Annotated in this window: 24 protein-coding genes and 1 tRNA gene; 15 read left to right on the forward strand and 10 right to left on the reverse strand. The window is 66.0% G+C overall.

Annotated elements, in window-relative coordinates:
* Window positions 1–16: 16 nt before the first annotated feature.
* Window positions 17–1,459, reverse strand: coding sequence for a polyhydroxyalkanoate depolymerase (locus BM004_RS21715; protein WP_093216633.1), 1,443 nt, complete (start codon window positions 1,457–1,459; stop codon window positions 17–19).
* 180 nt (window positions 1,460–1,639) lie between these two features.
* Window positions 1,640–2,836 (reverse strand): amino acid aminotransferase, encoded by a 1,197-nt coding sequence (locus BM004_RS21720; RefSeq protein ID WP_093123177.1) that lies wholly within the window; start codon window positions 2,834–2,836, stop codon window positions 1,640–1,642.
* 104 nt (window positions 2,837–2,940) lie between these two features.
* Between BM004_RS21720 and uvrB the strand changes: the two genes are divergently transcribed.
* The 10 genes from uvrB to BM004_RS21770 all read left to right on the forward strand — a co-directional run bounded on the left by uvrB (window position 2,941) and on the right by BM004_RS21770 (window position 11,693).
* A complete protein-coding gene (uvrB, locus tag BM004_RS21725) occupies window positions 2,941–5,058 on the forward strand; it encodes an excinuclease ABC subunit UvrB (RefSeq protein WP_093123175.1) in 2,118 nt (705 codons plus the stop codon).
* Window positions 5,059–5,302: 244 nt separating this feature from the next.
* Complete coding sequence (gene iscR / locus BM004_RS21730; protein ID WP_007828186.1) at window positions 5,303–5,839, forward strand: Fe-S cluster assembly transcriptional regulator IscR; 537 nt, start codon at window positions 5,303–5,305, stop codon at window positions 5,837–5,839.
* Window positions 5,840–5,924: 85 nt separating this feature from the next.
* Window positions 5,925–7,145 (forward strand): IscS subfamily cysteine desulfurase, encoded by a 1,221-nt coding sequence (locus BM004_RS21735; RefSeq protein ID WP_093123173.1) that lies wholly within the window; start codon window positions 5,925–5,927, stop codon window positions 7,143–7,145.
* A gap of 59 nt (window positions 7,146–7,204) precedes the next feature.
* Window positions 7,205–7,624: a Fe-S cluster assembly scaffold IscU gene (gene iscU / locus BM004_RS21740; RefSeq protein WP_081268994.1), complete on the forward strand. Its 420-nt coding sequence runs from the start codon at window positions 7,205–7,207 to the stop codon at window positions 7,622–7,624.
* Window position 7,625: 1 nt separating this feature from the next.
* On the forward strand, window positions 7,626–7,949 hold the full coding sequence (iscA, locus tag BM004_RS21745) for an iron-sulfur cluster assembly protein IscA (protein WP_007828190.1): 324 nt from the start codon (window positions 7,626–7,628) through the stop codon (window positions 7,947–7,949).
* Window positions 7,950–8,012: 63 nt separating this feature from the next.
* Window positions 8,013–8,531 (forward strand): Fe-S protein assembly co-chaperone HscB, encoded by a 519-nt coding sequence (gene hscB, locus BM004_RS21750; RefSeq protein ID WP_093123171.1) that lies wholly within the window; start codon window positions 8,013–8,015, stop codon window positions 8,529–8,531.
* 5 nt (window positions 8,532–8,536) lie between these two features.
* Window positions 8,537–10,402: a Fe-S protein assembly chaperone HscA gene (gene hscA, locus BM004_RS21755; RefSeq protein WP_093216636.1), complete on the forward strand. Its 1,866-nt coding sequence runs from the start codon at window positions 8,537–8,539 to the stop codon at window positions 10,400–10,402.
* 9 nt (window positions 10,403–10,411) lie between these two features.
* Window positions 10,412–10,750: an ISC system 2Fe-2S type ferredoxin gene (gene fdx / locus BM004_RS21760; RefSeq protein WP_093123167.1), complete on the forward strand. Its 339-nt coding sequence runs from the start codon at window positions 10,412–10,414 to the stop codon at window positions 10,748–10,750.
* An 85-nt stretch (window positions 10,751–10,835) separates the two neighbouring features.
* Window positions 10,836–11,543 carry a DNA polymerase III subunit epsilon gene (gene dnaQ, locus BM004_RS21765; protein ID WP_093123165.1) on the forward strand — a complete coding sequence of 236 codons (708 nt, stop codon included), beginning with the start codon at window positions 10,836–10,838 and terminating at the stop codon, window positions 11,541–11,543.
* A 75-nt stretch (window positions 11,544–11,618) separates the two neighbouring features.
* A tRNA-Val gene (locus BM004_RS21770) sits at window positions 11,619–11,693 on the forward strand.
* 87 nt (window positions 11,694–11,780) lie between these two features.
* Here BM004_RS21770 and BM004_RS21775 read toward each other — a convergent pair.
* The gene (locus BM004_RS21775) at window positions 11,781–12,161 is read right to left on the reverse strand and encodes a hypothetical protein (protein ID WP_093123163.1); all 381 of its coding nucleotides are present in this window, start codon (window positions 12,159–12,161) and stop codon (window positions 11,781–11,783) included.
* Window positions 12,152–12,754, reverse strand: coding sequence for a peptidoglycan recognition protein family protein (locus tag BM004_RS21780; RefSeq protein ID WP_093216639.1), 603 nt, complete (start codon window positions 12,752–12,754; stop codon window positions 12,152–12,154). Before BM004_RS21780 ends, BM004_RS21775 begins: the two co-directional genes overlap by 10 nt.
* A gap of 320 nt (window positions 12,755–13,074) precedes the next feature.
* Here BM004_RS21780 and BM004_RS21785 point away from each other — a divergent pair, with 320 nt between their 5' ends.
* From BM004_RS21785 to BM004_RS21800, 4 genes are all read left to right on the forward strand, one after another.
* Window positions 13,075–13,197: a stereocilin gene (locus BM004_RS21785; protein WP_093123159.1), complete on the forward strand. Its 123-nt coding sequence runs from the start codon at window positions 13,075–13,077 to the stop codon at window positions 13,195–13,197.
* Between the two features lie 49 nt (window positions 13,198–13,246).
* Window positions 13,247–14,350, forward strand: a complete 1,104-nt coding sequence (locus tag BM004_RS21790) for an NAD(P)/FAD-dependent oxidoreductase (protein WP_093216643.1) — start codon at window positions 13,247–13,249, stop codon at window positions 14,348–14,350.
* A gap of 163 nt (window positions 14,351–14,513) precedes the next feature.
* Window positions 14,514–14,810: a glycine zipper domain-containing protein gene (locus BM004_RS21795; RefSeq protein ID WP_093052316.1), complete on the forward strand. Its 297-nt coding sequence runs from the start codon at window positions 14,514–14,516 to the stop codon at window positions 14,808–14,810.
* A 51-nt stretch (window positions 14,811–14,861) separates the two neighbouring features.
* Window positions 14,862–15,587 carry a phage holin family protein gene (locus tag BM004_RS21800; protein WP_093216645.1) on the forward strand — a complete coding sequence of 242 codons (726 nt, stop codon included), beginning with the start codon at window positions 14,862–14,864 and terminating at the stop codon, window positions 15,585–15,587.
* Window positions 15,588–15,628: 41 nt separating this feature from the next.
* Here BM004_RS21800 and BM004_RS21805 read toward each other — a convergent pair whose 3' ends face one another.
* Entirely contained in the window at window positions 15,629–16,717 is a 1,089-nt protein-coding gene (locus BM004_RS21805) for a quinone-dependent dihydroorotate dehydrogenase (protein WP_093216648.1), read from the reverse strand.
* Window positions 16,718–16,757: 40 nt separating this feature from the next.
* Here BM004_RS21805 and rpiA point away from each other — a divergent pair, with 40 nt between their 5' ends.
* Window positions 16,758–17,468 (forward strand): ribose-5-phosphate isomerase RpiA, encoded by a 711-nt coding sequence (gene rpiA / locus BM004_RS21810; RefSeq protein WP_093216651.1) that lies wholly within the window; start codon window positions 16,758–16,760, stop codon window positions 17,466–17,468.
* A 58-nt stretch (window positions 17,469–17,526) separates the two neighbouring features.
* Here rpiA and BM004_RS21815 read toward each other — a convergent pair whose 3' ends face one another.
* The 5 genes from BM004_RS21815 to BM004_RS21835 all read right to left on the reverse strand — a co-directional run bounded on the left by BM004_RS21815 (window position 17,527) and on the right by BM004_RS21835 (window position 24,356).
* Complete coding sequence (locus BM004_RS21815; protein WP_093216653.1) at window positions 17,527–18,165, reverse strand: glutaredoxin family protein; 639 nt, start codon at window positions 18,163–18,165, stop codon at window positions 17,527–17,529.
* A gap of 30 nt (window positions 18,166–18,195) precedes the next feature.
* Window positions 18,196–20,253 (reverse strand): M3 family metallopeptidase, encoded by a 2,058-nt coding sequence (locus BM004_RS21820; protein WP_093216656.1) that lies wholly within the window; start codon window positions 20,251–20,253, stop codon window positions 18,196–18,198.
* Window positions 20,254–20,258: 5 nt separating this feature from the next.
* Window positions 20,259–21,110 (reverse strand): bifunctional methylenetetrahydrofolate dehydrogenase/methenyltetrahydrofolate cyclohydrolase FolD, encoded by an 852-nt coding sequence (gene folD / locus BM004_RS21825; RefSeq protein WP_093123142.1) that lies wholly within the window; start codon window positions 21,108–21,110, stop codon window positions 20,259–20,261.
* A 76-nt stretch (window positions 21,111–21,186) separates the two neighbouring features.
* The gene (locus BM004_RS21830) at window positions 21,187–21,819 is read right to left on the reverse strand and encodes a response regulator transcription factor (protein WP_012747279.1); all 633 of its coding nucleotides are present in this window, start codon (window positions 21,817–21,819) and stop codon (window positions 21,187–21,189) included.
* Complete coding sequence (locus BM004_RS21835) at window positions 21,816–24,356, reverse strand: PAS domain-containing sensor histidine kinase (protein ID WP_093123139.1); 2,541 nt, start codon at window positions 24,354–24,356, stop codon at window positions 21,816–21,818. The genes BM004_RS21830 and BM004_RS21835 overlap by 4 nt, the downstream gene beginning before the upstream one ends.
* Window positions 24,357–24,423 lie beyond the last annotated feature (67 nt).

Genomic DNA, 24,423 nt, shown 5'->3' on the forward strand with positions numbered 1-24,423 from the left:
GGTTGGCGTGCGCGCTTCAGCGCGCGGCGCTGGTGCCGGCCTTCTTGCGCGCGGCGGGTTTCTTCACGGGCGCGGCGACAGCCACGGCCTTGGCCTTGGTCGCCGGTGCCTTCTTCGCCGCGACGGCGGCCGTCTTGCGGACAGGCTTGACCGCGTCTTCGGAGGCCAGCGGCGCGCTGTCGGCGGCGCGGCGTTGCGGCTCGTCGTTGGCGGCGATGAACTTCAGCACCTTTGGGTACACCAGCTCGCGCCAGCGGCGGCCGCTGAAGATGCCGTAGTGACCCGCGCCCTTGACTTCGTAGTGCTCGCGCTGGCTGTCGGCAATGCCGGTGCACAGGCTGTGCGCGGCCTCGGTCTGGCCGGAGCCCGAGATGTCGTCGAGCTCGCCTTCGACGGTGAGCAGGGCGGTGCCGCGGATGTCCTGCGGGCGCACGCGCTCCACCTGGCCTTCGGGGTTCTTCACGTCCCACGTGCCGTTGACCAGGTCGAACTCCTGGAACACGGTGCGGATGGTCTCGAGGTAGTAATCGGCGTCCATGTCGAGCACGGCGTTGTACTCGTCGTAGAACTTGCGGTGGGCCTCGGCGCTGGCGTCGTCGCCCTTGATGAGGTCCTTGAAGTAGTCGTAGTGGCTGCTGGCGTGGCGGTCGGGGTTCATGGCCACGAAGCCGGTGTGCTGCAGGAAGCCGGGGTACACGCGGCGGCCTTCACCGGGGAAGCCCTGCGGCACGCGGTAGATCACGTTGTTCTCGAACCACTCGAAGCTCTTGTTCATCGCGAGGTTGTTGACCGCGGTGGGCGACTTGCGCGCGTCGATGGGGCCGCCCATCATGGTCATGGTGAGCGGCAGCGCCTCGCCGCGGCTGGCCATGAGCGACACGGCGGCCAGCACGGGCACGGTCGGCTGGCACACGCTCACCACGTGGCAGTTGCCGTATTCGGCCTGCAGCAGGCGAATGAACTCCTGCACGTAGTTGATGTAGTCGTCGAGGTGGAACTCGCCGTCCGCCAGGGGCACCAGGCGGGCGTTCTTCCAGTCGGTGATGTAGACCTTGTGGTCCTGCAGCATGGTGCGCACGGTGTCGCGCAGCAGCGTGGCGTAGTGGCCCGACAGCGGCGCCACGATCAGCACCACGGGCTGGCTCTTCAGCGTCTTGAGGATGTGCGGCTCGTCGGTGAAGCGCTTGAAGCGGCGCAGCTCGCAGAAGGGCTTGTCGAGCTCGATGGCTTCCTGGATGACCACATCCTTGCCTTCGACCTTCACCGACTTGATGTTGAATTCGGGCTTCTCGTAGTCCTTGCCGAGGCGGTAGAGCAGGTCGTAGCCTGCGGCCATGCGCTGGGCCATGGGCATCTGGCCCCACACGGCGCCGGGACCATAGAGCTTGGAGGCTGCCTGGGCGAAGTCCGAGAACGGCTCCATCAAGGAACGCTGGGCTTCGTAGAGTTGGTAAAGCATCGCTGGTGTTGGAGTGGAATGTTGCAGTGCAATATATCAGCGCATCCGCTGCATTGCAGGGGGCCTAAACCCTACCCACACCCCACAGCGTGGGTGCTTGTCGCTCGGAGTGTGAAGGAATCGTCGAGAACGCGATTCCCTCACACTTTGCTGTCACCTGGATGACTGCGGAGGGCCGATTCAGATGACCTTGGCGATCGAGGCGCAGACGTACTCGATGTTCTTGCTGTTCAGCGCGGCGACGCACATGCGGCCGGTGTCGGTGCCGTACACGCCGAATTCATTGCGCAGGCGCACCATCTGGTCCTTGGTCAGGCCCGAGTAGCTGAACATGCCGATCTGCGTGGTGATGAAGCCCATGTCCTGCTTTACGCCGGCGGCCTTCAGGCCGTCGACCAGCTTCTGGCGCATGGCCTTGATGCGCACGCGCATCTCGCCGAGTTCCTTTTCCCACAGCGCGCGCAGTTCGGCGTTGCCGAGCACCGCGGCCACCACGGCGCCGCCGTGCGTGGGCGGGTTGCTGTAGTTGGTGCGAATGGCGATCTTGAGCTGCGACAGCACGCGGGCGGCTTCTTCCTTGCTCTCGCACAGCACCGACAGGGCGCCGACGCGCTCGCCGTACAGGCTGAAGCTCTTGGAGAAGGACGTGGAGACGAAGAAGGTGAGGCCTGCTTCGACGAACTTGGCAACGGCGGCGCCGTCTTCCTTCAGGCCGTAGCCGAAGCCCTGGTAGGCCATGTCGAGGAAGGGCACGAGGTTCTTCGCCTTGACGGCGGCGACCACCTGGTCCCACTGCTCGGACGTGATGTCGTAGCCGGTGGGGTTGTGGCAGCAGGCGTGCAGCACGACCACGGTGCCGGCGGGGGCTGCGTTGAGCGCGGCCAGCATGCCGTCGAAGTTGACGCCGCGCTTTTCAGCGTCGTAGTAGGGGTAGCTTTCGACTTCGAAGCCGGCGTTGGTGAACAGCGCGCGGTGGTTTTCCCAGCTCGGGTCGCTGATCAGCACCTTGGCGCTGGGGTTGAGCTTCTTCAGGAAGTCGGCGCCGACCTTCAGGCCGCCGGTGCCGCCGATGGCCTGGATGGTGGCGACGCGGCCCGAGGTGACGGGTTCGCTGTCGACGCCGAAGACCAGCGCCTTCACGGCGTTGTCGTACGCGGCAATGCCGTCGATGGGGAGATAACCGCGCGCCGTGGGCGCTTTCATCATGTTCTGCTCGGCCGCTTGCACGCACTGGAGCAGGGGCAGCTTGCCGTTGTCGTCGTAGTAGACGCCGACGCCGAGGTTGACCTTGTGGGGGTTGGTGTCGGCGGCAAATTGCTCGTTGAGGCCGAGGATCGGGTCGCGCGGTGCCATTTCGACCGCGGTGAACATAGACATGGAAAGGTCCTTTGGGATGAAAGCTTCGCTGGCAACCGGACTTGCGCTACGCTTTCCGGTTGCCTTGAATTTTACCGGCGACACGCCACCTGTCGGGAACAGCCATGCCAGAGAACAACGAAGCCATAGCAGACCTGAAGAAGCTGGACCCGATCGGTCCCGCGAAACAGGGCGAATTCATCACGTACCCGGGCTCGCCTTTCGAGCTGTTCCAGCCCTATCCGCCGGCCGGGGACCAGCCCAAGGCCATCGAGGGCCTGGTCGAGGGCGTGATCGACGGCGAAGTGTTCCAGACCTTGCTGGGTGTTACCGGCTCGGGCAAGACCTTCACCATGGCCAACGTGATCGCGCGGCTGGGCCGCCCGGCGATCGTGTTCGCGCCCAACAAGACGCTGGCGGCGCAGCTGTACAGCGAATTCCGCGAGTTCTTCCCGAAGAACGCCGTCGAGTACTTCGTCAGCTACTACGACTACTACCAGCCCGAGGCCTACGTGCCGCAGCGCGACCTGTTCATCGAGAAGGACTCGTCGATCAACGAGCACATCGAGCAGATGCGCCTGTCGGCCACCAAGAGCGTGCTGGAGCGGCGCGACACGGTCATCGTGGCCACGGTGAGCGCCATCTACGGCATCGGCACGCCCGAGGACTACATGGAGATGCGGCTGATTGCCCGCGTCGGCGACAAGGTCGGCCAGCGCGACCTGATCTCGCGGCTCATCCGCATGCAGTACACGCGCAACGAGCAGGACTTTGCGCGCGGCACGTTCCGGGTGCGCGGCGACACCATCGACGTGTTTCCGGCCGAGCACAGCGAGCTGGCCATCCGCTTCGAGCTGTTCGACGACGAGATCGAGTCGCTGCAGCTCTTCGACCCGCTGACCGGGCGCGTTCGCCAGAAGGTGCCGCGCTTCACCGTGTACCCGTCGAGCCACTACGTGACGCCGCGCGACAAGGTGCTGGCGGCGGTGGAGACCATCAAGATCGAGCTGAGCGGCCGGCTCAAGGAGCTGGTGGGCGCGGGCAAGCTGGTGGAAGCTCAGCGGCTGGAGCAACGCACGCGTTTCGACCTGGAAATGCTGGCCGAGATCGGCCACTGCAAGGGCATCGAGAACTACACGCGCCACCTCTCGGGCGCGGCTCCCGGCGAGCCGCCGGCCACGCTGACCGACTACATGCCGAAGGACGCGCTGATGTTCCTCGACGAGAGCCACCAGATGATCGGCCAGCTCGGCGGCATGTACAACGGCGACCGGGCGCGCAAGACCACGCTGGTCGAGTACGGCTTTCGCCTGCCGAGCGCGCTGGACAACCGGCCGCTCAAGCTGGAGGAGTTCGAGACTCGTATGCGCCAATGCATATTCGTTTCGGCCACCCCGGCGCAGTACGAGAAGGACCATGCGGGCAACGTGGTGGAGCAGCTGGTGCGGCCGACCGGGCTGATCGACCCCGAGGTCGAGGTCCGGCCCGCCACCCACCAGGTGGACGATGTGCTGGGCGAGATCCGGGTGCGCGTCGACAAGAACGAGCGCGTGCTCATCACCACGCTGACCAAGCGCATGGCCGAGCAGCTGACCGACTACCTGGGCGACAACGGCGTGAAGGTGCGCTACCTGCACAGCGACGTCGACACGGTCGAGCGGGTGGAAATCCTGCGCGACCTGCGCCTGGGCACCTTCGACGTGCTGGTGGGCATCAACCTGCTGCGCGAGGGGCTGGACATTCCCGAGGTGTCGCTGGTGGCGATTCTCGATGCCGACAAGGAAGGTTTCCTGCGCGCCGAGCGCTCGCTGATCCAGACCATCGGCCGGGCGGCGCGCAACCTGAACGGCAAGGCCATCCTGTACGCCGACCGGATGACCGAGTCGATGAAGAAGGCCATCGGCGAAACCGAGCGCCGGCGCACCCGGCAGATTGCCCACAACGAGGCCAACGGCATCACGCCGCGCAGCATCGTGAAGCAGGTGCGCGACCTGATCGACGGCGTCTACAGCGAGAAGACGGGCAAGGAAATGGCCAAGCTCGACCTGGAACGCGCCAAGGTCGAGGACATGAGCGAGAAGGACATCGCCCGGGAAATCAAGCGGCTCGAGAAGCAGATGCTCGAGCACGCCCGCAACCTCGAATTCGAGAAGGCGGCCCGGGTGCGCGACCAGCTGGCGCTGCTGCGCGAGCAGGCCTTCGGAGCGTCGGGCGGCGACAACATCGCCATACCACCGCAGTAAAACAGAGGTTCGCTTTTTTCAAGCCGAACGTGGGGCCGAGCCGCTGGGGTTTACCCCAGCAGAGTTCGGGGCCTTCTGTTATACTTGAGCGAAACAGTCAACAACAAGACAAGAACTTCGCGATGAAGGACCGACTCCTACTGACTGGTTCACCAGCGTCAGGGGTCGGGCAGGGCGGAGACGAAGTCACCGCGGTCCAGGACCACGGTGTCATTTCAACGGTAAGCACTTGAAGGAGCTTGCGATGCGTCTCACTACCAAAGGCCGTTTTGCGGTCACGGCAATGATCGATCTGGCGTTGCGTCAGAACACCGGTCCGGTCACGCTGGCGGCAATCAGCCAACGGCAGCAGATTTCTCTGTCGTACCTCGAACAGCTGTTCGGCAAGTTGCGCCGTCACGAGCTGGTCGAGTCGACCCGCGGCCCCGGCGGCGGCTACAGCCTCGGCCGCAAGGCCGCGGACATCACCGTGGCCGACATCATTGTTTCCGTCGATGAACCCATCGATGCCACCCAGTGCGGCGGCAAGGAAAACTGCCTGGGCGAAGCCGGCCGTTGCATGACGCACGAGCTGTGGGCCTCGCTGAACCAGCGCATGGTCGAGTTCCTCGACTCCGTCACGCTGCAGAAGCTCGTCGACGACCAGATCGCCAAGGGCGTGCAGATCGAGAACAAGCCGGTCGTCAAGCGCGCGATCTCGGCCCAGCCGGTCGTCAAGCCGATCCGCGTGAACGCCCCGAATTCGGTGTTCGCCCTCGGCAACGCCTTCGCCAAGTCCTGAGCCCTGATTTCCCGGCGGCGCCCGCGGGCGCCTGCCATGAGCAGCCCAGATCAAGAACAACCCCCCACGCCAGCACGAGCCAGCCATGGACGTAACTCCTCATTTCCCGATCTATCTCGACTACGGCGCGACCACGCCGGTCGACCCGCGTGTGGTCGACGCCATGATTCCCTGGTTGCGCGAACACTTCGGCAACCCGGCGTCGCGCAGCCACGCCTGGGGCTGGGAGGCTGAAGAGGCGGTCGAGAAGGCGCGCGGCCAGGTGGCCGAGCTGATCAATGCGGATCCGCGCGAGATCGTCTGGACGTCGGGTGCCACCGAGTCGATCAACCTCGCGCTGAAGGGCGCGGCCCAGTTCTACAAGGGCAAGGGCAAGCACCTGATCACGCTGAAGACCGAGCACAAGGCCGTGCTCGACACCATGCGCGAACTCGAGCGCCAGGGCTTCGAAGTCACCTACCTCGACGTCGAGGAAAACGGCCTCGTCGACCTGGAAAAGTTCAAGGCCGCGATTCGCCCCGACACCATCCTGGCCAGCGTGCTGTTCGTGAACAACGAAATCGGCGTGATCCAGGACGTGGTCGCGCTGGGGAATGTCTGCCGCGAGAAGGGTGTGATCTTCCACGTCGATTCGGCCCAGGCCACCGGCAAGGTCGACATCGACATCACGGCGCTGCCCATCGACCTGATGAGCCTCGCCTCGCACAAGACCTACGGCCCCAAGGGCATCGGCGCGCTGTACGTGCGCCGCAAGCCGCGCGTGCGGCTCGAGGCCCAGATGCACGGCGGCGGACACGAGCGCGGCATGCGTTCGGGCACCTTGCCCACGCACCAGATCGTCGGCATGGGCGAGGCCTACCGCATCGCCAAGCTCGAGATGAAGGACGACATCGCCCATGCACGCCGCCTGCAGCAGCGTCTGCTGGACGGCCTGAAGGACGTCGAGCAGGTGTTCATCAACGGCGATCTCGAGCACCGCGTGCCGCACAACCTGAACATGAGCTTCAACTACGTCGAAGGCGAGTCGCTGATCATGGGCATCAAGGGCCTGGCGGTGTCGTCGGGTTCGGCCTGCACCTCGGCCAGCCTGGAGCCCAGCTATGTGCTGCGCGCCCTGGGCCGCAGCGACGAGCTGGCCCACAGCAGCCTTCGCATGACCATCGGCCGTTTCACGACCGAAGAAGAAATCGACTACGCCATTTCGACCATCAAGCACAACGTTGCCAAGCTGCGCGAGCTGAGCCCCCTGTGGGAGATGTTCCAGGACGGCGTCGACATCAGCACGATCCAGTGGTCGGCCCACTGACACCAGCACAAGCGGCCAGCCCAAGGCTCCACGATTGAACAAAGTTTGAGAGGTACACCATGGCATATTCTTCCAAGGTCATCGACCACTACGAAAATCCCCGCAACGTCGGCTCCTTCGAAAAGGGCGACGACTCGGTCGGCACCGGCATGGTCGGCGCACCGGCTTGTGGCGACGTGATGAAGCTGCAGATCAAGGTCAACCCCGAAACCGGCGTGATCGAAGACGCACGCTTCAAGACCTACGGTTGCGGCTCGGCCATTGCCTCGTCGTCGCTCGTGACCGAATGGGTCAAGGGCAAGACGCTGGACGAAGCGGCTGCGCTGAAGAACGCGCAGATCGCCGAAGAACTGGCGCTGCCGCCGGTGAAGATCCACTGCTCCATCCTGGCCGAAGACGCGATCAAGGCCGCCGTGAGCGACTACAAGGCCAAGCACGGCGTCAAGACCGAATCCGCTGCTGCCGAAGCCGTCCACTGACATGGCCGTCACGCTGACCGAAGCCGCTGCGCGACACGTCACCCGCTACCTCGGCAAACGAGGCAAGGGCGTGGGCGTGCGGCTGGGCGTGAAGACCACGGGCTGCTCGGGCCTGGCCTACAAGCTCGAGTACGTGGACGAGTTCACGCCTGAAGACGTGGTGTTCGAAGACCACGGCGTGAAGGTGCTGGTCGATCCGAAGAGCCTGGCCTACATCGACGGCACGCAGCTCGACTTCGTGCGCGAAGGCCTGAACGAAGGCTTCAAGTTCATCAACCCGAACGAACGCGACCGTTGCGGATGCGGCGAGAGTTTTCGCATCTGATGCGCCGTCGCTGACCGCGACCACAGCCGCCACCATGTCATGTGCTGGCGGTTTTTTCTTGCCATGAACCTGAACGACACCGACTTTCAACTGTTCGCCGTGCCGGCGACCTTCGCGCAGGACCGCGCCGCGCTCGACGCGCGCTGGAAAGAGCTGCAACGCGAAGCCCACCCGGACCGCTTTGCCGCGCAGGGCGCGGCGGCGCAGCGCGTGGCCATGCAGTGGTCGGTGCGCATCAACGAGGCTTACCAGCGGCTCAAGGATCCGATTCGCCGCGCCAGCTACATCTGCGAGCTGAACGACGCGCCATTGAACGCCGAGAACAACACGGCAATGCCGCCGGAGTTCCTGATGCAGCAGATGGAATGGCGCGAGGCGCTCGACGAGGTCGAGGACCTTGCGGCCCTCGAGAAGCTGCAGGCCGAAGTCGAGGCCGGCCGCGCACGCGCGCTGTCGTCGCTCGACTGGCTCATCGACGAGAAGGGCGACTACCCGGCCGCCGCGCAGCAGGTGAGAGCCCTCATGTTCATTGAGCGCTTCGGACAGGACGTCGAAGCCAAATTCGATCAGTTGGGACAATAAGCCTTATGGCTCTTCTTCAGATTTCCGAACCCGGCCAGGCGCCCGACCCGCATCAGCGCCGCATTGCCGTGGGCATCGACCTGGGCACCACGCATTCGCTGGTCGCCTCGGTGCGCAACGGCGTGGCCGAGTGCCTGCCCGACGACCAGGGCCGCGTGCTGCTGCCTTCGGCCGTGCGCTACCTCGCAGGCGATCGCCGCCAGATCGGCTTCGACGCCGTGGCCGCGCGCGCGCAGGACCCGGCCAACACCATCACCTCGGTGAAGCGGCTCATGGGCCGCGGCCTGGCCGACATCGCCAACCGCGATGCCATGTCTTACCGCATCGGCAGCAGCGACGGCGGCATGGTGATGGTGCAGACCCTGGCCGGCGAAAAGTCGCCGGTCGAGATCAGCGCCGAGATCCTTGCCACGCTGCGCTATCGCGCCCAGGACACCTTCGACGACGACGAGCTCTATGGCGCGGTCATCACCGTGCCCGCCTACTTCGACGAAGGCCAGCGCCAGGCCACCAAGGACGCCGCGCAACTGGCCGGCCTCAACGTGCTGCGATTGATCAGCGAGCCCACCGCGGCGGCCATTGCCTATGGGCTCGACAACGCGAGCGAAGGCGTCTACGCGGTCTACGACCTGGGCGGCGGCACCTTCGACATCTCGATCCTGCGCCTGACGCAGGGCGTGTTCGAAGTGATTGCCACGGGCGGCGACTCGGCCCTTGGCGGCGACGACTACGACCACGCGCTGGCCGACTTCGTGCGCGCGCAAACGGGCTTGCAGGCCGGCAGCGATGCCGACAAGGCCGCGTTGCTGGTGGCGGCGCGTGCCGCCAAGGAAGCGCTGACCGAATCGGCATCGACCGCATTCGGCGCCAGCGTTGCCGGCGAGGCGATCAGCTTCGAGCTGACCCGTGAGCAGTTCTATACGGCGACCCAGGCGCTCACCGACCGCACCATCGCGGCCGTGCGCAAGGCGTTGCGCGACGCGAAGCTCAAGCCCGACGACCTGCAAGGCATCGTGCTCGTCGGCGGCTCCACGCGCATGCCGCAGGTTCGCCGCGCCGTCGCCGATTTCTTCGGCCGCGAGCCGCTGGTCAACCTGAACCCCGACGAAGTCGTGGCGCTGGGCGCAGCCATTCAGGCCAACCAGCTGGCCGGCAACAACGGCGCGGGCGAACTGCTGCTGCTCGACGTGATTCCGCTGTCGCTCGGCATCGAGACCATGGGCGGGCTGGTCGAGCGCATCGTGCCGCGCAACCAGACCATTCCGACCGCGATGGCGCAGGATTTCACGACCTACAAGGACGGCCAGACTGCACTGGCGCTGCACGTGGTGCAGGGCGAGCGCGACCTCGTGTCCGACTGCCGCAGCCTCGCGCGCTTCACGCTGCGCGGCATTCCGCCGATGGCGGCCGGCGCGGCGCGCATCCGCGTGACTTTCACCGTCGATGCAGATGGACTGCTGAGCGTGAGCGCGAAGGAGCAGGGCAGCGGCGTCGAGGCCAGCGTGGCCGTGAAGCCGTCGTATGGCCTGTCGGACGACCAGATCGCGACGATGCTGCAGGAGAGCTTCTCCACCGCGCAGCAGGACATGAAGGCCCGCGCGCTCGTCGAGGCCCGCGTCGATGCGGACCGCATGCTGCTGGCCACGCAGAGCGCGCTCGACGCCGACGGCGACCTGCTGAGCGACGAAGAGCGCGCCGTCATCGGCGCCTCGATGGCGCAGTTGCGCGAAGCCGCCAAGGGCAGCGACGAGGCGGCCGCGATCGAGGCGGCCACCAAGCAGTTGGCCGACGACACCGAAGCCTTTGCCGCACAGCGCATGAACGCGGGCATTGCACGCGCGCTGGCTGGCCGCAAGGTCGAATCCCTCTAGAAGAACAATATGCCCACGATCAAGATCTATCCGCATCCCGAGTACTGCCCGCAGGGCGCTGAAATCACCGCGCCCGCTGGCACCTCGATCTGCGAGGCGCTGCTCGAACACAACATCAACATCGAGCACGCGTGCGAGATGAGCTGTGCCTGCACCACCTGCCACGTCATCGTGCGCGAGGGCTTCAACTCGCTCAACGAGGCGGAAGAGGGCGAAGAAGACCTGCTCGACCGCGCCTGGGGCCTGGAGCCCCAATCGCGCCTGAGTTGCCAGGCGATCCTGGCGCAGGAGAATGTGACGGTCGAGATTCCCAAGTACTCGATCAACCACGCCAAGGAAAACCACTGATGAGCGCAGCGCCGGGCCGTTTCAAGCAAGCTCGCACCCCGTTGGTGGGCGGCGAGGACACGACGTGCCGAGCCAGGGGGCGCGCATGAGCCGCCTGATCGTTCTCGATACCGAAACCACCGGCCTCTCCGCGGAGAACGGCGACCGCGTCATCGAGCTAGGTTGCGTGGAGCTGTTCAACCGCAAGCTCACCGGCAACGACCTGCACATCTACTTCAACCCGGAGCGCGAGAGCCATGAAGACGCGTTGAAGGTCCACGGCCTGACGACCGACTTCCTGCGCGACAAGCCGAAGTTCGCGACGCTGGGCAACGACATCATCGAGTACCTGCGCGGTGCCGAGCTGATCATTCACAACGCGGCTTTCGACGTCGGGTTCCTCAACAAGGAATTCGAGCGCGCCGGCTTGCCCCCGCTGCGCACCTTCGTGGCGGAAGTGACCGACACGCTGGCCATGGCCAAGCAGGTGTACCCGGGCAAGCGCAATTCTCTCGACGCGCTGTGCGATCGCTTCGGCGTCGACCGTTCGAACCGCACCTTCCACGGCGCCAAGCTCGACGCGCAACTGCTGGCCGACGTCTACATCAACCTCACGCGCGGACAGGATGCGCTGCTCATCGACGTGGCCTCGAACGAGCCCGTGCAGGGCGCCGCCGTGGTGGCCATCGACCTGAGCCAGTTCGAGTTGCCGGTGATCCTGGCGGGCGAGCAGGAGCTGGCCGCGCACGACGCTGTTTTGACGCAGCTCGATAAATCTAGTGGTGGTCGCACGTTGTTTCGTCAGAACGCCTAAAAAGCTGTGGCATAATCTGAGGCTGCGCACAACGCGATACGTGTTCAAGACACTGAACTGAAAAGCAGTGTCTCAGGGCGGTTAGCTCAGGGGTAGAGCACAGCATTCACACTGCTGGGGTCGGAGGTTCGAAACCTCCACCGCCCACCAAACAGAAAAAGCGACTTGGATTTCCAAGTCGCTTTTTTCTTGCGCGTTTGCTTTCGATTTGCGCTTGATCTTCCGGCTTCTCTCGACCTACTTCGCGCCGAACAGGCCGTCGCAGGTGTCGCATGCGAAGTACAGCTTCTGCTCCCCGCACTGGACCGACCCCGTACCCCCCGCGCGAATCCGCCAATCGCATGATCGGCCTTGCCGGGTCAGCGTGCCCTCGGCATAGCAAGGCGCTTGCTCGTAGTGGTCGTGCAGCGTCTTGTAGTCGACCTCTTTCGCGCGCGAGAAGAATTCCTGCGCCTTGCCGTGGCTGCGCGGCACGTCCGACGCACGGCAGGAGGCTGGCGCGTCGGAATGGAAATCGGCGACGTAGATGTTGCTGAACGCCGCATCGCGCGTTGTTGCGCACGAAGCGACGAGCACCGCGCCGGCCAGCAGCGCAACGACCCGGGCTCTCACTTCCATACAGCCGAGCTCGCTTCGCCGGGGTTCTTGTAAGAGACGCTCGGGTGCTGGTAGACGTCGCTCGACTTCAAGTCGAACTGCGCGTACAGCGCGTCGATCAACCATTGAAGCGAAGCGTTCTGCGCGGCCGTCACGGCCTCGTAGCTGTTGTCGTCGATGTGCATGCCGACGAGCTCGATGCCGATCGAATCGCTGTTGACCGGATAGCGGTCGGGGTACGGCTTCGCGCGCTCATGTGCATCGATCGCGTTGATCTGGCTGGTCCACGACATGGCCAGCATCCTGGCCATGGCGGCCGTGTCGCAGCTGCTCTTGTTCACGGTCAGGCATTTCGACCTGATCAGTTTGCCGACGTGATAACAGCGCGCGAACAGGCTGGCCGTCTGGTAGATCTGGCCGTTCTTGTCGACCAGGAAGTGGGCGCCGTTGCCGCCCGCCTGGTAGCCGTTGAGGCTTGACTCCGCGGTGGGCGAGTCGGTCTGGTGAACGACGATGGCCAGCACGCTGGGAAGCGCGCCGTGCTCGATTCCCGATGACCGTCTGGGGATCACCTTGGGATCGACAAGCATCCCGTTGGCGTCGATGGTGGGCATTGTTCTTTCTCCTCCCTCTGGAAAGCGCGGCGCTCGCCGGTGGCGCCAGCGTTGCAAAGTACAGCACATCACCCGCGGATTCCCAAGCCGCAGTGGTAACGCGATTTAACAGCGCGGGTGATGCAGCGGCTTTCACATGGGCGTCACACGCGATCTGCCTTGCTGTGTCGCTGGGTTCTGGCTGCGCTGTCGGCGCGCGCCGACGGCAAGTGCAGCCCGAGGCTGGCGCACCTCGCGTTGCGTCGGCCTAGAACTCAAGGCAACCAAGGCAACCAAGGCAACCAAGGCAACCAAGGCAACCAAGGCAAAGGAGCACGACCATGGCCACCCATCCCGATCTGCCGACACCGGTCACACCCGACCTGCCCGTCGAGCCCGACGAAGGCCCCAGCCACGCACCCGACGAGCCCACCGATCCCGAGCCGCCGCCCACCGCGACCTGACTCGCGCGCAGCGATGAATCCGTGACGCGAGCCGCGCTAAGCTCGCGCGATGGACGAAATTGATTGCGCCGTCATCGGCGGTGGCGTGGTGGGGCTGGCTGTGGGGCGCGCGTTGGCGCTCGCCGGCCGGGAAGTGCTGGTGCTTGAATCCGAAGGTGCCATCGGCACCGGGACGAGTTCGCGCAACAGCGAAGTCATTCATGCAGGCATCTACTACCCGCAGGGTTCGCTCAAGGCGAAGCTGTGCGTCGAGGGCAAACAGTTGCTCTATGCCTACGCGGCGGAGCGCGGCGTGCCGCACCGGCGCTGCGGCAAGTTCATCGTGGCCACGTCGCCCGAACAGGCCGGGCAGCTGGAAGTCATTCGGGCCAAGGCGGCGGCGAATGGCGTCGACGACCTGGAGTTGCTGACCGCACAGCAGGCCATCGCGCTGGAGCCGCAACTGCATTGCGTGGCGGCGCTCAACTCGCCGAGCACCGGCATCGTCGACAGCCACGCGCTCATGCTGAGCCTGCTCGGCGACCTCGAGAACGCGGGCGGCATGCTGGCGCTCAAATCGCCCATCACGCGCGCTGAATGTGGGGACGGCGCTATTGTCCTGATAGCGGAAGACGGCACCGCGTTGCGCTGCCGCAGCGTCGTCAACGCCGCGGGCCTGGGTGCGCCGGCGTTGGCGCGGCGCTTCGAGGGCCTGCCTGCTTCGTCGGTGCCCACGGAATACTTCGCCAAGGGAAACTACTTCACCTTGTCGGGGCGCGCGCCGTTCGGGCGCCTCGTCTATCCGGTGCCCGAGCCGGGCGGCCTGGGCGTGCACCTGACCATCGACCTGGGCGACCAGGCCAAGTTCGGCCCCGACGTGCAATGGGTCGCTTCGGCCGACGACCTGGTCGTGGACCCTTCGCGCGGCGACGGCTTCTACGCCGAGGTTCGCAAGTACTGGCCAGCGCTGCCCGACGGCGCGTTGATCGCGGGCTATGCGGGCATGCGCCCGAAGATCTCCGGTCCGGGCGAGCCGGCCGCCGACTTCATGATCGACGGGCCCGCCTCGCATGGTGTGGCGGGGCTGGTGAATCTCTTCGGCATCGAATCGCCCGGGCTCACGAGCAGCCTGGCCATCGGCCGCTACGTGGCGGAGTTGCTGGCGGAGGCTTGAAGCGCGCTTGGCGCACCTGGCGCGCGATGAAGTGCCATCGTGTGTCAAAGACTGCGCATCTGTCGCGCATGAGGGTCTTTTGAGCCTGTAACATGACAGCACGCCATTTGCTGGCGTGAAGCCGCCGGCGCGGTGCCGGTGTCATCACGGAGGAAAGATTCCAATGAGTGCATCCCAAAATCTTGAAGCAGCAGCCGAAGACATTGCAAGCGACGTGCGCGGCGTGCTGGCAAGCAAGGACCTGGATTCGGTTCCCCACATCAAGGCGCTGCGCCAGCGCATCGACACCAAGCTGGCCATCGCACGCGAACTCGCGGCCGAGAAGAGCAAGCTCGCCGCCAAGAAGGCCCGCGAAGCGGCAACCTCCGCCAACGCCTACGCCCACGACGAACCGTGGCAGATCGCCGGTGCCGCACTGGCCGTCGGTGTGCTGGTGGGCCTGCTGCTTGGCCGCCGCTGACCTGAGCACGCACCGCAGCACCGTTCGACCGGACATGGCTGGAGCCAGCCGATGAGGCTGCTGTCCCTGTTCGGGCTGAACGCCCGGATCCGGCGTTTGCGCATTGCCGCCGCCGAAGGCGCCCTCGCGGCCGAAGACCGGGTGCAACTGCTGCGCATGGCCTGGGAGGACGAGAAACAGCGCCTCAAGCTGATGCTGATCCTCGTGGTGGCCGTGCTGGGGCTGACCACGGTCACGGTGGCCTTGCTGTCGGTGGCAGTGGTGGTTCATTTCTGGGAAACGCCGTACCGCATCACGGCCGCATGGTCGGTGGCGGGTGTATGGATCGTGCTCTGGGTGGCCGCCGTCGTCGGCTTGCTGGCGACCCTGCGCAATGCATCCAACAGCTTCGAGCCGGCGCGACAGGAATTCGAACGCGACTGGGCCTGGATGCAGGACCGCTTCGGTCTGGGCAAGGACCCGGAGCAGGACGAGGAAGCGCCGCGTCCCCCAAGGCCGGCCACGCGCGAGGAACTGCTCGCGCGCATGGATCGCCAGCGTCAGCGCATTGCCACCTTGCAGGGCGGACGCGAGGCGCCGCCGGCGAGTGCAGGCGACCCGTACGAAGGCGAAACGCCGCCGCCCAACGAGTCGGCTGCCTCCGCGGCGCTGCGCATCGCGCGCGCCCACCCGGTGGCAACGGGCGTGGTTGCCGCTGCTGCCGTGGTGGTGATCCGGCCGAAGCGCCTGCTGCGCTGGGCTGCGTTCATCGCGCCAGTGCTCTGGCGCATGCGCTGAGAGAAAAGAAGGGAGCCGACGATCCAGTCGGCTCAGTCGGCTCAGGCCTTGCTGCGATCGCGCAGCAGTGCCTGGGCGGCTTCGCGGACCAGCCCCGGTCCGCGGTAGATCAGGCCGGTGTAGATCTGCACCACGTCCGCGCCCGCGGCGATCTTGGCCTTGGCGTCGGCACCGCTCAGGATGCCGCCCACCCCGACGATCGGAAAGCCCGCGCCCAGCGCCGCGCGCAGCTGCGACACCACGCGGTTGCTTGCTTCGCGCACCGGCGCGCCCGAAAGCCCGCCTGCCTCCTCTGCGTGCGGCAATCCCTTCACGGCGTCGCGCGCGAGCGTGGTGTTGGTCGCGATCACGCCGTCCATGCCGTGGCGCTTCAGCGTTGCGGCGATGACGGCGACCTGCGCTTCGTCGAGGTCGGGTGCGATCTTCACGAACAGCGGTGCGCGCTTGGCGTGGCGCGCGGCCAGCGTCTCGCGCCGTTCGGCCACCGCGCCTAGCAGCGCATCGAGCGCCTCGTCGCTTTGCAGCGTGCGCAGATTGGCCGTGTTCGGGCTCGAGATGTTGATGGTCACGTAGTCGGCATGCGCGTACACGCCGTCGAGGCAGGCGAGGTAGTCGTCCACCGCGCGCTCGATCGGCGTCGCGGCGTTCTTGCCGATGTTCAGGCCCAGCAGCATCGGCGAGCGGGTGCTGCCTGCGCTGGGGCCACCCTTGCGAAAGCGTGCCTTCTGCACGTTGGCCAGGAAGGCGTCGAGCCCTTCGTTGTTGAAGCCGAGCCGGTTGATCAGCGCATCGCGCTGCGGCAGGCGGAACATGCGCGGCTTGGGGTTGCCCGGCTGCGCCTTCGGCGTCACCGTGCCGACCTCGACGAAGCCGAAGCCCATGGCGGCGAAGGCGTCGATGCAGCGGGCGTTCTTGTCGAGCCCGGCGGCCAGGCCGACGCGGTTCGGAAAAGTCAGGCCGGCAAGCTGCACCGGGTCGTCGGTGCGCGCCGAGGAATAGGCGCAGGCCAGCGGCGTGTTCTGCGTGCGGGCAAGGCCGTCGAGCGTGATTTCGTGGGCGTGCTCGGGATCGAAACCGAACAGGAAGGGGCGGGCGAGACCGTAGAGCGAGGAGGGCGACAGCAGGGGCATCGGATAATTCCGGACTTCAATGAGCCAAGGATTCTCCGCGATGACCGCACCCGCCTCCCCAAACCCCTCCAACCCGCTCTCCCAGGACGAACTCAAGGCCCAGGTCGGCCTTGCCGCGCTGGCCTACGTGGTCAAGGGCGAGATCGTCGGCGTCGGCACCGGCTCCACGGTGAACAAGTTCATCGACGCGCTGGCCACCATCAAGGACGAGATCAAGGGCGCCGTCTCCAGCTCGGTCGCCTCGACCGAGCGGCTGCGTGCGCTGGGCATTCCGGTGTTCGACAGCAACGAGGTGGAGGAGCTGGCCGTGTACATCGACGGCGCCGATGAAATCGATGGCCGCGGCTTCATGGTCAAGGGCGGCGGCGCGGCGCTCACGCGCGAGAAGATCGTGGCGGCGCAGTCGCGCAAGTTCATCTGCATCGCGGATGCATCGAAGCTGGTGGAAACGCTGGGCGCCTTTCCGCTGCCGGTGGAAGTGATCCCGATGGCGGCGCGCCGCGTGATGCGGCAGTTCGCCGCCATGGGCGGCATCGCCCAGGTGCGCGAGAAGGACGGCCTGCCGCTGGTCACCGACAACGGCCAGCACATCGTCGACGTCACGGGCCTGCGGATCAGCGATCCGCGTGCTTTCGAGTCCGAAGTGAGCCAGTGGCCGGGCGTGGTGACGGTGGGCGTCTTCGCCCATCAGAAGGCCGACGTGTGCTTGCTGGGCACACCGACGGGCGTGAAGACGCTGCAGTTCGACTGAGCGGCGAGAGGAGAGCGCTTTGGCCGCGAATGCGGTCAAGCGCCAGCCGCCAGCCAGTTCAGAACTTGATGCCGGTCGGGTTGCTCGGACTGGGGGCGCTCGAGGCGGGTGGAGGCGGGAGCGGCGCGGGTTGCACTGCCGGTGCTGGCGTACGCGACGCGGGCGCTGCCGGCTGAGTGATCAGTGGCCGGGAAAGCCCATTGCGATAACCCGTGGGCAGGTTGTTGCTCTTGGGGTAGCCGGCAGCATCGAGATACTGCGACCACTCGGCATCCGCGTAGCCCTTGAGCTGCTGTGAGCCGATCGTGAGCAGGGGCAGCGACGTCTGGTTGCTCAGGCGCTGCAGCGCCTCAATTTCGTCGTTGCTCTTCACGATGCGCTCGTCGAACGGGATGCCGCGCGTGATGAGCATCGTGCGAGCGTCGCTGCACGGGCCGCATTCCTCGCTGGCGTACAACACCACGGGATAGCGCTGAACCACTTGCCGCAGTTCGTACGAAAGGCCGGCATTGGCCGTGGTGCCGGGGCCGCCCTGCGGTGCCGAATCGCTGCCGGTCGTAGGCGCCCGGTCCGAGAACGTGACCTTGCCATTCTTGTCGACCTGGCGGTAGACCGACTGCGCCATGGCGCCCGAGGCAACGAGCAACAGGGCAACGCAGCTCAGGCGATGCAGTGAGAATTTGTAAATCGGATGCATCGCCCGAGTATCGCAAGCTTCAGCGCCGCATCAAGCGGGCTGCGCTTGCGCCATGCCCTGATGTCGCAGCAGCGCATCAAGCTGGGGCTCGCGGCCGCGGAAGGCCTTGAACGAATCCATGGCGCTGCGGCTGCCACCGGCCTCCAGGATGGCCTGGCGGTACTTGCGGCCGGTTTCGATGTTCGGCTCGCCGTCGGCGCCCACGGTTTCCTCGAATGCCGCGTAGGCGTCGGCGCTCAGCACCTCGGCCCACTTGTAGCTGTAGTAGCCGGCGGCGTAGCCGCCCGAGAAAATGTGGCTGAAAGTATTCGGCGTGCGGCTGAACGGCGGCGAGGGCATCACCGCGACTTCGGCACGCACCTTGCCGAGCAGCGCCATCACGTCGCCGGTCTTGGCTGTGGCGGCGTGGTACTCGGTGTGCAGCAGCATGTCGAACAGCGAGAACTCGATCTGGCGCAGCGTCTGCAGGCCGCTCTGGAAGTTCTTTGCGGCCGTCATCTTGTCGAACAGCGCGCGCGGCAGCGGCTCGCCGGTGTCGACATGGGCGGTCATGTGCTTGAGCACGTCCCACTCCCAGCAGAAGTTTTCCATGAACTGGCTCGGCAGCTCGACCGCATCCCACTCGACGCCGCTGATGCCCGAGACGTCGCGCTCGTTCACCTGCGTGAGCATGTGGTGCAGGCCGTGGCCGAACTCGTGGAAGAGGGTGGTCACGTCGTCGTGCGTGAGCAGCGGCGGCTTGCCGTCCACGCCGCTCGCAAAGTTGCACACCAGTTGCGCGATGGGCGTCTGCAGCACGCCGTTGTCGGGGCGCAGCCAGCGGGCGCGCACGTCGTCCATCCAGGCGCCGCCGCGCTTGGCGGCGCGGGCGGACGGGTCGAGGTAGAACTGGCCGACCTTCTGGCCGGCGCGCTCGATGCGGTAGAACTCGACGCTCGGATGCCACGTGGGCGCCGAGTCGCGGCGGATCGACACTTCGAACAGCGTCTCGACGATCTTGAACAGGCCGGCCATGACCTTCGGCGCCGGGAAGTACTGCTTCACCTCCAGCTCGCTGAAGGCGTAGCGCGCTTCCTTGAGCTTCTCGCCGATGTAGCTCCAGTCCCAGGCTTGCGGGTCGGTGATGCTGAGCTGCTCCGACGCGAAGACGCGCAGGTCGGCCAGGTCGCGTTCACCGTAGGGCTTGGCCTTGGTGGCGAGGTCGCGCAGGAACTTCACGACCTGCTCGGGCGACTCGGCCATCTTCGGCACGACCGAGAGCTCACCGAAATTGTTGTAGCCCAGCAGCTTGGCTTCTTCTTCACGCAGCGCGAGGATCTCGGTGATCAGCGCTGTGTTGTCGAAGGCGGCGTCGCCGAACTCGCTGGCACGCGTCACGTAGGCGCGGTAGAGCTTCTCGCGCAGCACGCTGCTCTTGGCGAACTGCATCACCGGCAGGTAGCACGGCATCTTCAGCGTGAGCTTGTAGCCTTCCTTGCCATCGGCTTCGGCGGCGGTGCGCGCGGCGCTCACCACGTCCTCGGGCACGCCGTCGAGCTCACCGAGCAGCGCGTAGTACGCGAAGGCGTCGGTGGCGTCGAGGGCGTTCTCGCTGAATTTCTGGCTCAGTTCGGCCTGGCGTTCCTGGATGTCGGCAAAGCGCTTCTTGGCGTCGCCCTGCAACTCAGCGCCGCCCAGCACGAAGTTGCGCACGGCATTGCGATGCGCCTGGCGTTGCTCGGCATTCAGCGTGGCCACGTCGATGGCCTTGTACTTGGCATACAGCCGCTCGTCGGAGCCCAGGCGGGTCCAGAAGGCGGTGACGCGTGGCATCGCCTCGTTGTAGGCGGCGCGCAGCTCGGGCGTGTCGGCCACGGCGTTGAGGTGGCCGATGGCGCCCCAGGCGCGGCTGAAGCGTTCGGAGGCCACGTCGAGCACCTTCGAGATGGCATTCCAGTCGGCGGGAAATTCAGGCGCCGTCACGGCCTGCAGCGCGGTCTCGGCATCGGCCAGCAGCGTGTCGACCGCGGGGGACACGTGTTCGGGCTTGATGCGGTCGAACAGCGGGAGATCGGTGAAGTCGAGGAGGGGGTTGTTCGTCATGGCCATGAAAGTTACTTGGCGGCGCGTTCGGCGGCTTCAAGGGTGTTGGCGAGCAGCATGGCGCGCGTCATGGGGCCCACGCCGCCGGGCACGGGCGTGATCCAGCCGGCAACTTCCTTCACGCCGTCGAAATCGACGTCGCCGGCCAGCTTGCCGTCTTCCTTGCGGTTCATGCCCACATCGATGACGACGGCACCCGGCTTCACCATGTCGGCCGTCAGGAGGTTGCGCTTGCCCACGGCCGCGACGATCACGTCGGCCTGGCGCGTGATGGCGCCCAGGTCCTGCGTAGCGCTGTGGCAGATGGTCACGGTGGCGCTCTTGGCGAGCAGCATCATGGCCATCGGCTTGCCGACGATGTTGCTGCGGCCGATGACCACCGCGTGCTTGCCGCGCAGGTCGTAGCCGATCGATTCGAGCATCTTCATGCAGCCGTAGGGCGTGCAGGGCCAGAAGCCGGGGGCGCCGGTCATCAGCGCGCCGGCGCTGGCGACGTGGAAACCGTCGACGTCCTTGGCGGGCGAGATGGTCTCGATGACCTTCTGGCTGTCCATGTGCCTGGGCAGCGGCAGCTGCACCAGGATGCCGTGCACCTTCGGGTCGTCGTTGAGGGTGCGGATGCGGGCCAGCAGGTCGGCCTCGCTCATGCTGGCGGGGTAGGTCTCGAGGGTGGCCTGCAGGCCGGTCTCGGTGCTGTCGTTGACCTTGTGCTTGGTATAGACCTGGCTGGCCGGGTCTTCGCCCACGAGGATGATGGAAAGGGCCGGGTTCACGCCGCGGGCCTTCAGCGCCGCGGTGCGGCCGGCGACTTCGGCGCGAATGGTTTTGGCGAGGGCGTTGCCGTCGATCAGTTGGGCGGTCATCGGTTTCGATTTTCCAAGTAGAAACGCCCGCTTGCGCAGGCGTAGGGATCATTCGTTGCTATCGGTCGGACAGCTTCTAGGCTTTGGCCGCTGGCGCCGCCTGCCCGAGGGCGATTTTCAGCAGATCGGCCACGGTGTTGGCGTTGAGCTTTTCCATGATGTTGGCGCGGTGCGCCTCGACCGTCTTGATGCTGATGCCCAGGTCGTCGGCAATCTGCTTGTTCAGGCGGCCGGCGACGATGCGTTCGAGCACCTGCGCCTCGCGGCCCGTGAGCTTGGACAGCAGTGCGTCGCGGCTGGCCGATTGCTGGTGCTGCGTGAAGGCGCCGCGCGCATGTTCGAGCATGCGCTCGACCAGCGTGACGAGCTCTTCGTCGTTGAAGGGCTTCTGGATGAAGTCCATCGCGCCCTTCTTCATGCTGTCCACCGCCATCGGCACGTCGCCGTGGCCGGTGATGACCACGATCGGCAGCGGGGAGCGCCGTTCGATCAGCCGATCCTGCAATTCGAGGCCGGTCATGCCGGCCATGCGGATGTCGACGATCAAACAGGCGACTTCGCGCGGGTCGTATCGGGAGAGAAAGGATTCGGCGGAATCGAAACAGCGGACTCGGTAGTCCTTGCCTTCGAGCAGCCATTGCAGCGAATCGCGTACGGCTTCGTCATCGTCGACGACGTAGACCGTGCCCTTCTTCGGAATCAAACTCATGCAGGTACCTTTGCCTCGTCGCTAGCTACGGAACTGATAGCGTCCAACACCGGAATCCAGAAGGAAAAACGGCATCCGATCACATCCGGACCATTGTAGATGTTCTCCGCCTGCATCCGGCCGCGGTGCGACTCGACGATGGTGCGGCACAGATTCAGCCCGATGCCCATGCCTTCGGGCTTGGTCGAGAAGAAAGCTTCGTAGAGCCGGTCCATCACCTCCGGCGCCAGGCCCTTGCCCGTGTCCTGCACCGAGAACTCGATGGCGTTGTGCCCCTCGATGACCTTGGGCAGCACGCGCAGCTCGACGCTGCGGCGCGCCAGCGGCCGGTCGGCGATGTCGATGGATTCGGCCGCGTTCTTCAGCAGGTTGACCATCACCTGCTCGATCAGGATCGGGTCGACCCGCACCACCGGCAGCCGCGCGGCCACGTAGTGGTTCAGGCGCACGTTGCGCCGGCGCAGCTCGATGCCCGCCAGCTCGACCGCCTCGCTCACCATGGTGGCCACGTCGGCCGGCGTGCGGTTGGGCTCGCTGCGCTTCACGAAGGAGCGGATGCGCTGGATGATCTGGCCCGCGCGCTGCGCCTGCTTCGAGGTTTTCTCGAGCGCCGCGAGCAGGGCGTCGTTGTCGATCGACTGGCCCTTGATGCGCGACATCATCCCGTTGCAGTAGTTGGTGATGGCGGTCAGCGGCTGGTTGAGTTCGTGCGCCACGCTGGAGGCCATCTCGCCCATGGTGATGAGGCGGCTCGCGGCCTGCGCCTTGTCGGCCTGCGCGGCGGCTTGTTCCTCGGCGTCGCGGCGCGGCGTGATGTCGGTGGCGATCACCAGCTGCGCGAGGCGGCCGTCGACCCAGGTCAGGTAGCGCGAGCGTACTTCGAGCCACTTGCCCAGGTGCGGCACGAAGATCTCGTTGTTGGCGGTCTGTGCGGCGGTGAGCGTGTCGATCGGCAGGCCGGCGTAGGGGTCGACGTCGTCCAGGCCCTCGTCGTGCGCGTTCGAGGCCGGCACGCCGGCCTGTGCCACCATGCCCAGGTGGCCCACGGTGTCCGAGCCGAACCACAGGCGGTACAGCTTGTTGGCGAACAGCAGTTCCTCGCTGCCGATGGGCGCCACCGACACGGCCGCGTCGAGCGCTTCCAGCACGGTGGTGAAGCGTTCGTACGAGGCCGACAGCTGTTCGCGGATGCGCGTGGGCTCGGTGATGTCGGTCATCGAGGTCATCCACCCGGTCTGGTGGCCGCGCGCGTCGATCAGCGGCGACACGTACAGGCGTGCATTGAACACGCTGCCGTTCTTGCGCTTCACGCGCACCTGGAAACCGCCGGGCAGGGCGCGGCCGTGCAGTTCTTCTTCGAGCCGCTCGTTCATCACCTCGCGGTCGGACTCGAGCCAGTAGGGGAAGGGCGGCGACTGGCCGACCAGTTCTTCCTCGCTCCAGCCGGTCATTGCGCAGAAGGCCGCGTTTACGTAAGTGATGCGCCCTTGCAGGTCGAGCACGCGCATGCCGGTCAGCATGGAGTTTTCCATCGCGCGGCGGAAGTTGGTCTCGGCCACCAGCCGCTGCTGGGCCTGCAGGCGGCGGCGGGTGTGGCGCCAGGTGCCGATCAGCATCCAGCTCGTGAGCACGCTGAGCGCGCACACCAGCCAGAAGAGGCCGTTGCCGACCACGCCTTGCGAGGTGCGGTAGGCCTGGGCGCGCAGCACCAGCGCATTGCCCACCGGCGACACCGGCACTTCGTATTCGTTGGTCCGCTCGGTCCAGGGCAGCAGGCGCGTGCCGCTGTCCTTCAGGTTGGTGGTGTTGCCGGCAATCACGTGGCCCTTGGCGTCGAGCAGCGACACCGCGTAGCGCGCCTGCACCTCGGAAGGCATGCCGTAGCGCAGCAGCCCGTCGACCGAGAACTCGCCGAGCACCACGCCCGCGAACAGGCCCTGGTCGAACAGAGGAATGTGCAGCTGCAGCATCGCCGCCGGGTCGCCGCCGGCCACGGGTTGCGAATACACCGGCTGGCGCAGTTCGCGCGCCAGTGCGTAGTTGCTTTCGATGTCGCCGGGGCGCAGCACGTCGCCGATGAGGTGCTGCTGCGCCGGGTGCACGCTGGGCGCCGCATAGCCGGCCTTGAAACGGCGGCGGTCGTCGATCCAGGTGATGGTCTGCAGCTCGGGGAACTGGCTGACCAGCGATTCGGCGCGGCTGGTGAACTCGACCGGGTCGATCTCGCGGTTGGAGGCATCGCGCGCGATGCGCATCAGCTGCTCCTGGCGTTCCAGCAGGCGCAGGCGCATGCGCTGCTGCGCGTATTCGACGTCGCGGCGCACCGACTCCTGCTCGCGCTCGACTTCCTCGGTGCGCAGGTACCAGAAGGCCGAGACGATGGCGGCAAGAAAGAGAAGCACGGCCGCCATCGGCGCGAGCATGGCGACGGCGTCCTGCAGCACCGGCGTCTGCCGGCGCCACCACTTGCGCCACCAGGACAGGGGCGACGCTTTCACGGCACTGCGGGCAACCGCCAGCGGGGAGGAGAGGGGCATGGTCCGAGTTTAGGTGAAGCCCCTACGCAGACAACGCGAAAAGCTGCAGTGGCACCGGCCCTGGCAT

Origin of the sequence: Variovorax sp. OK212, from assembly GCF_900112425.1 — a bacterium.
Lineage (GTDB): Bacteria > Pseudomonadota > Gammaproteobacteria > Burkholderiales > Burkholderiaceae_C > Variovorax.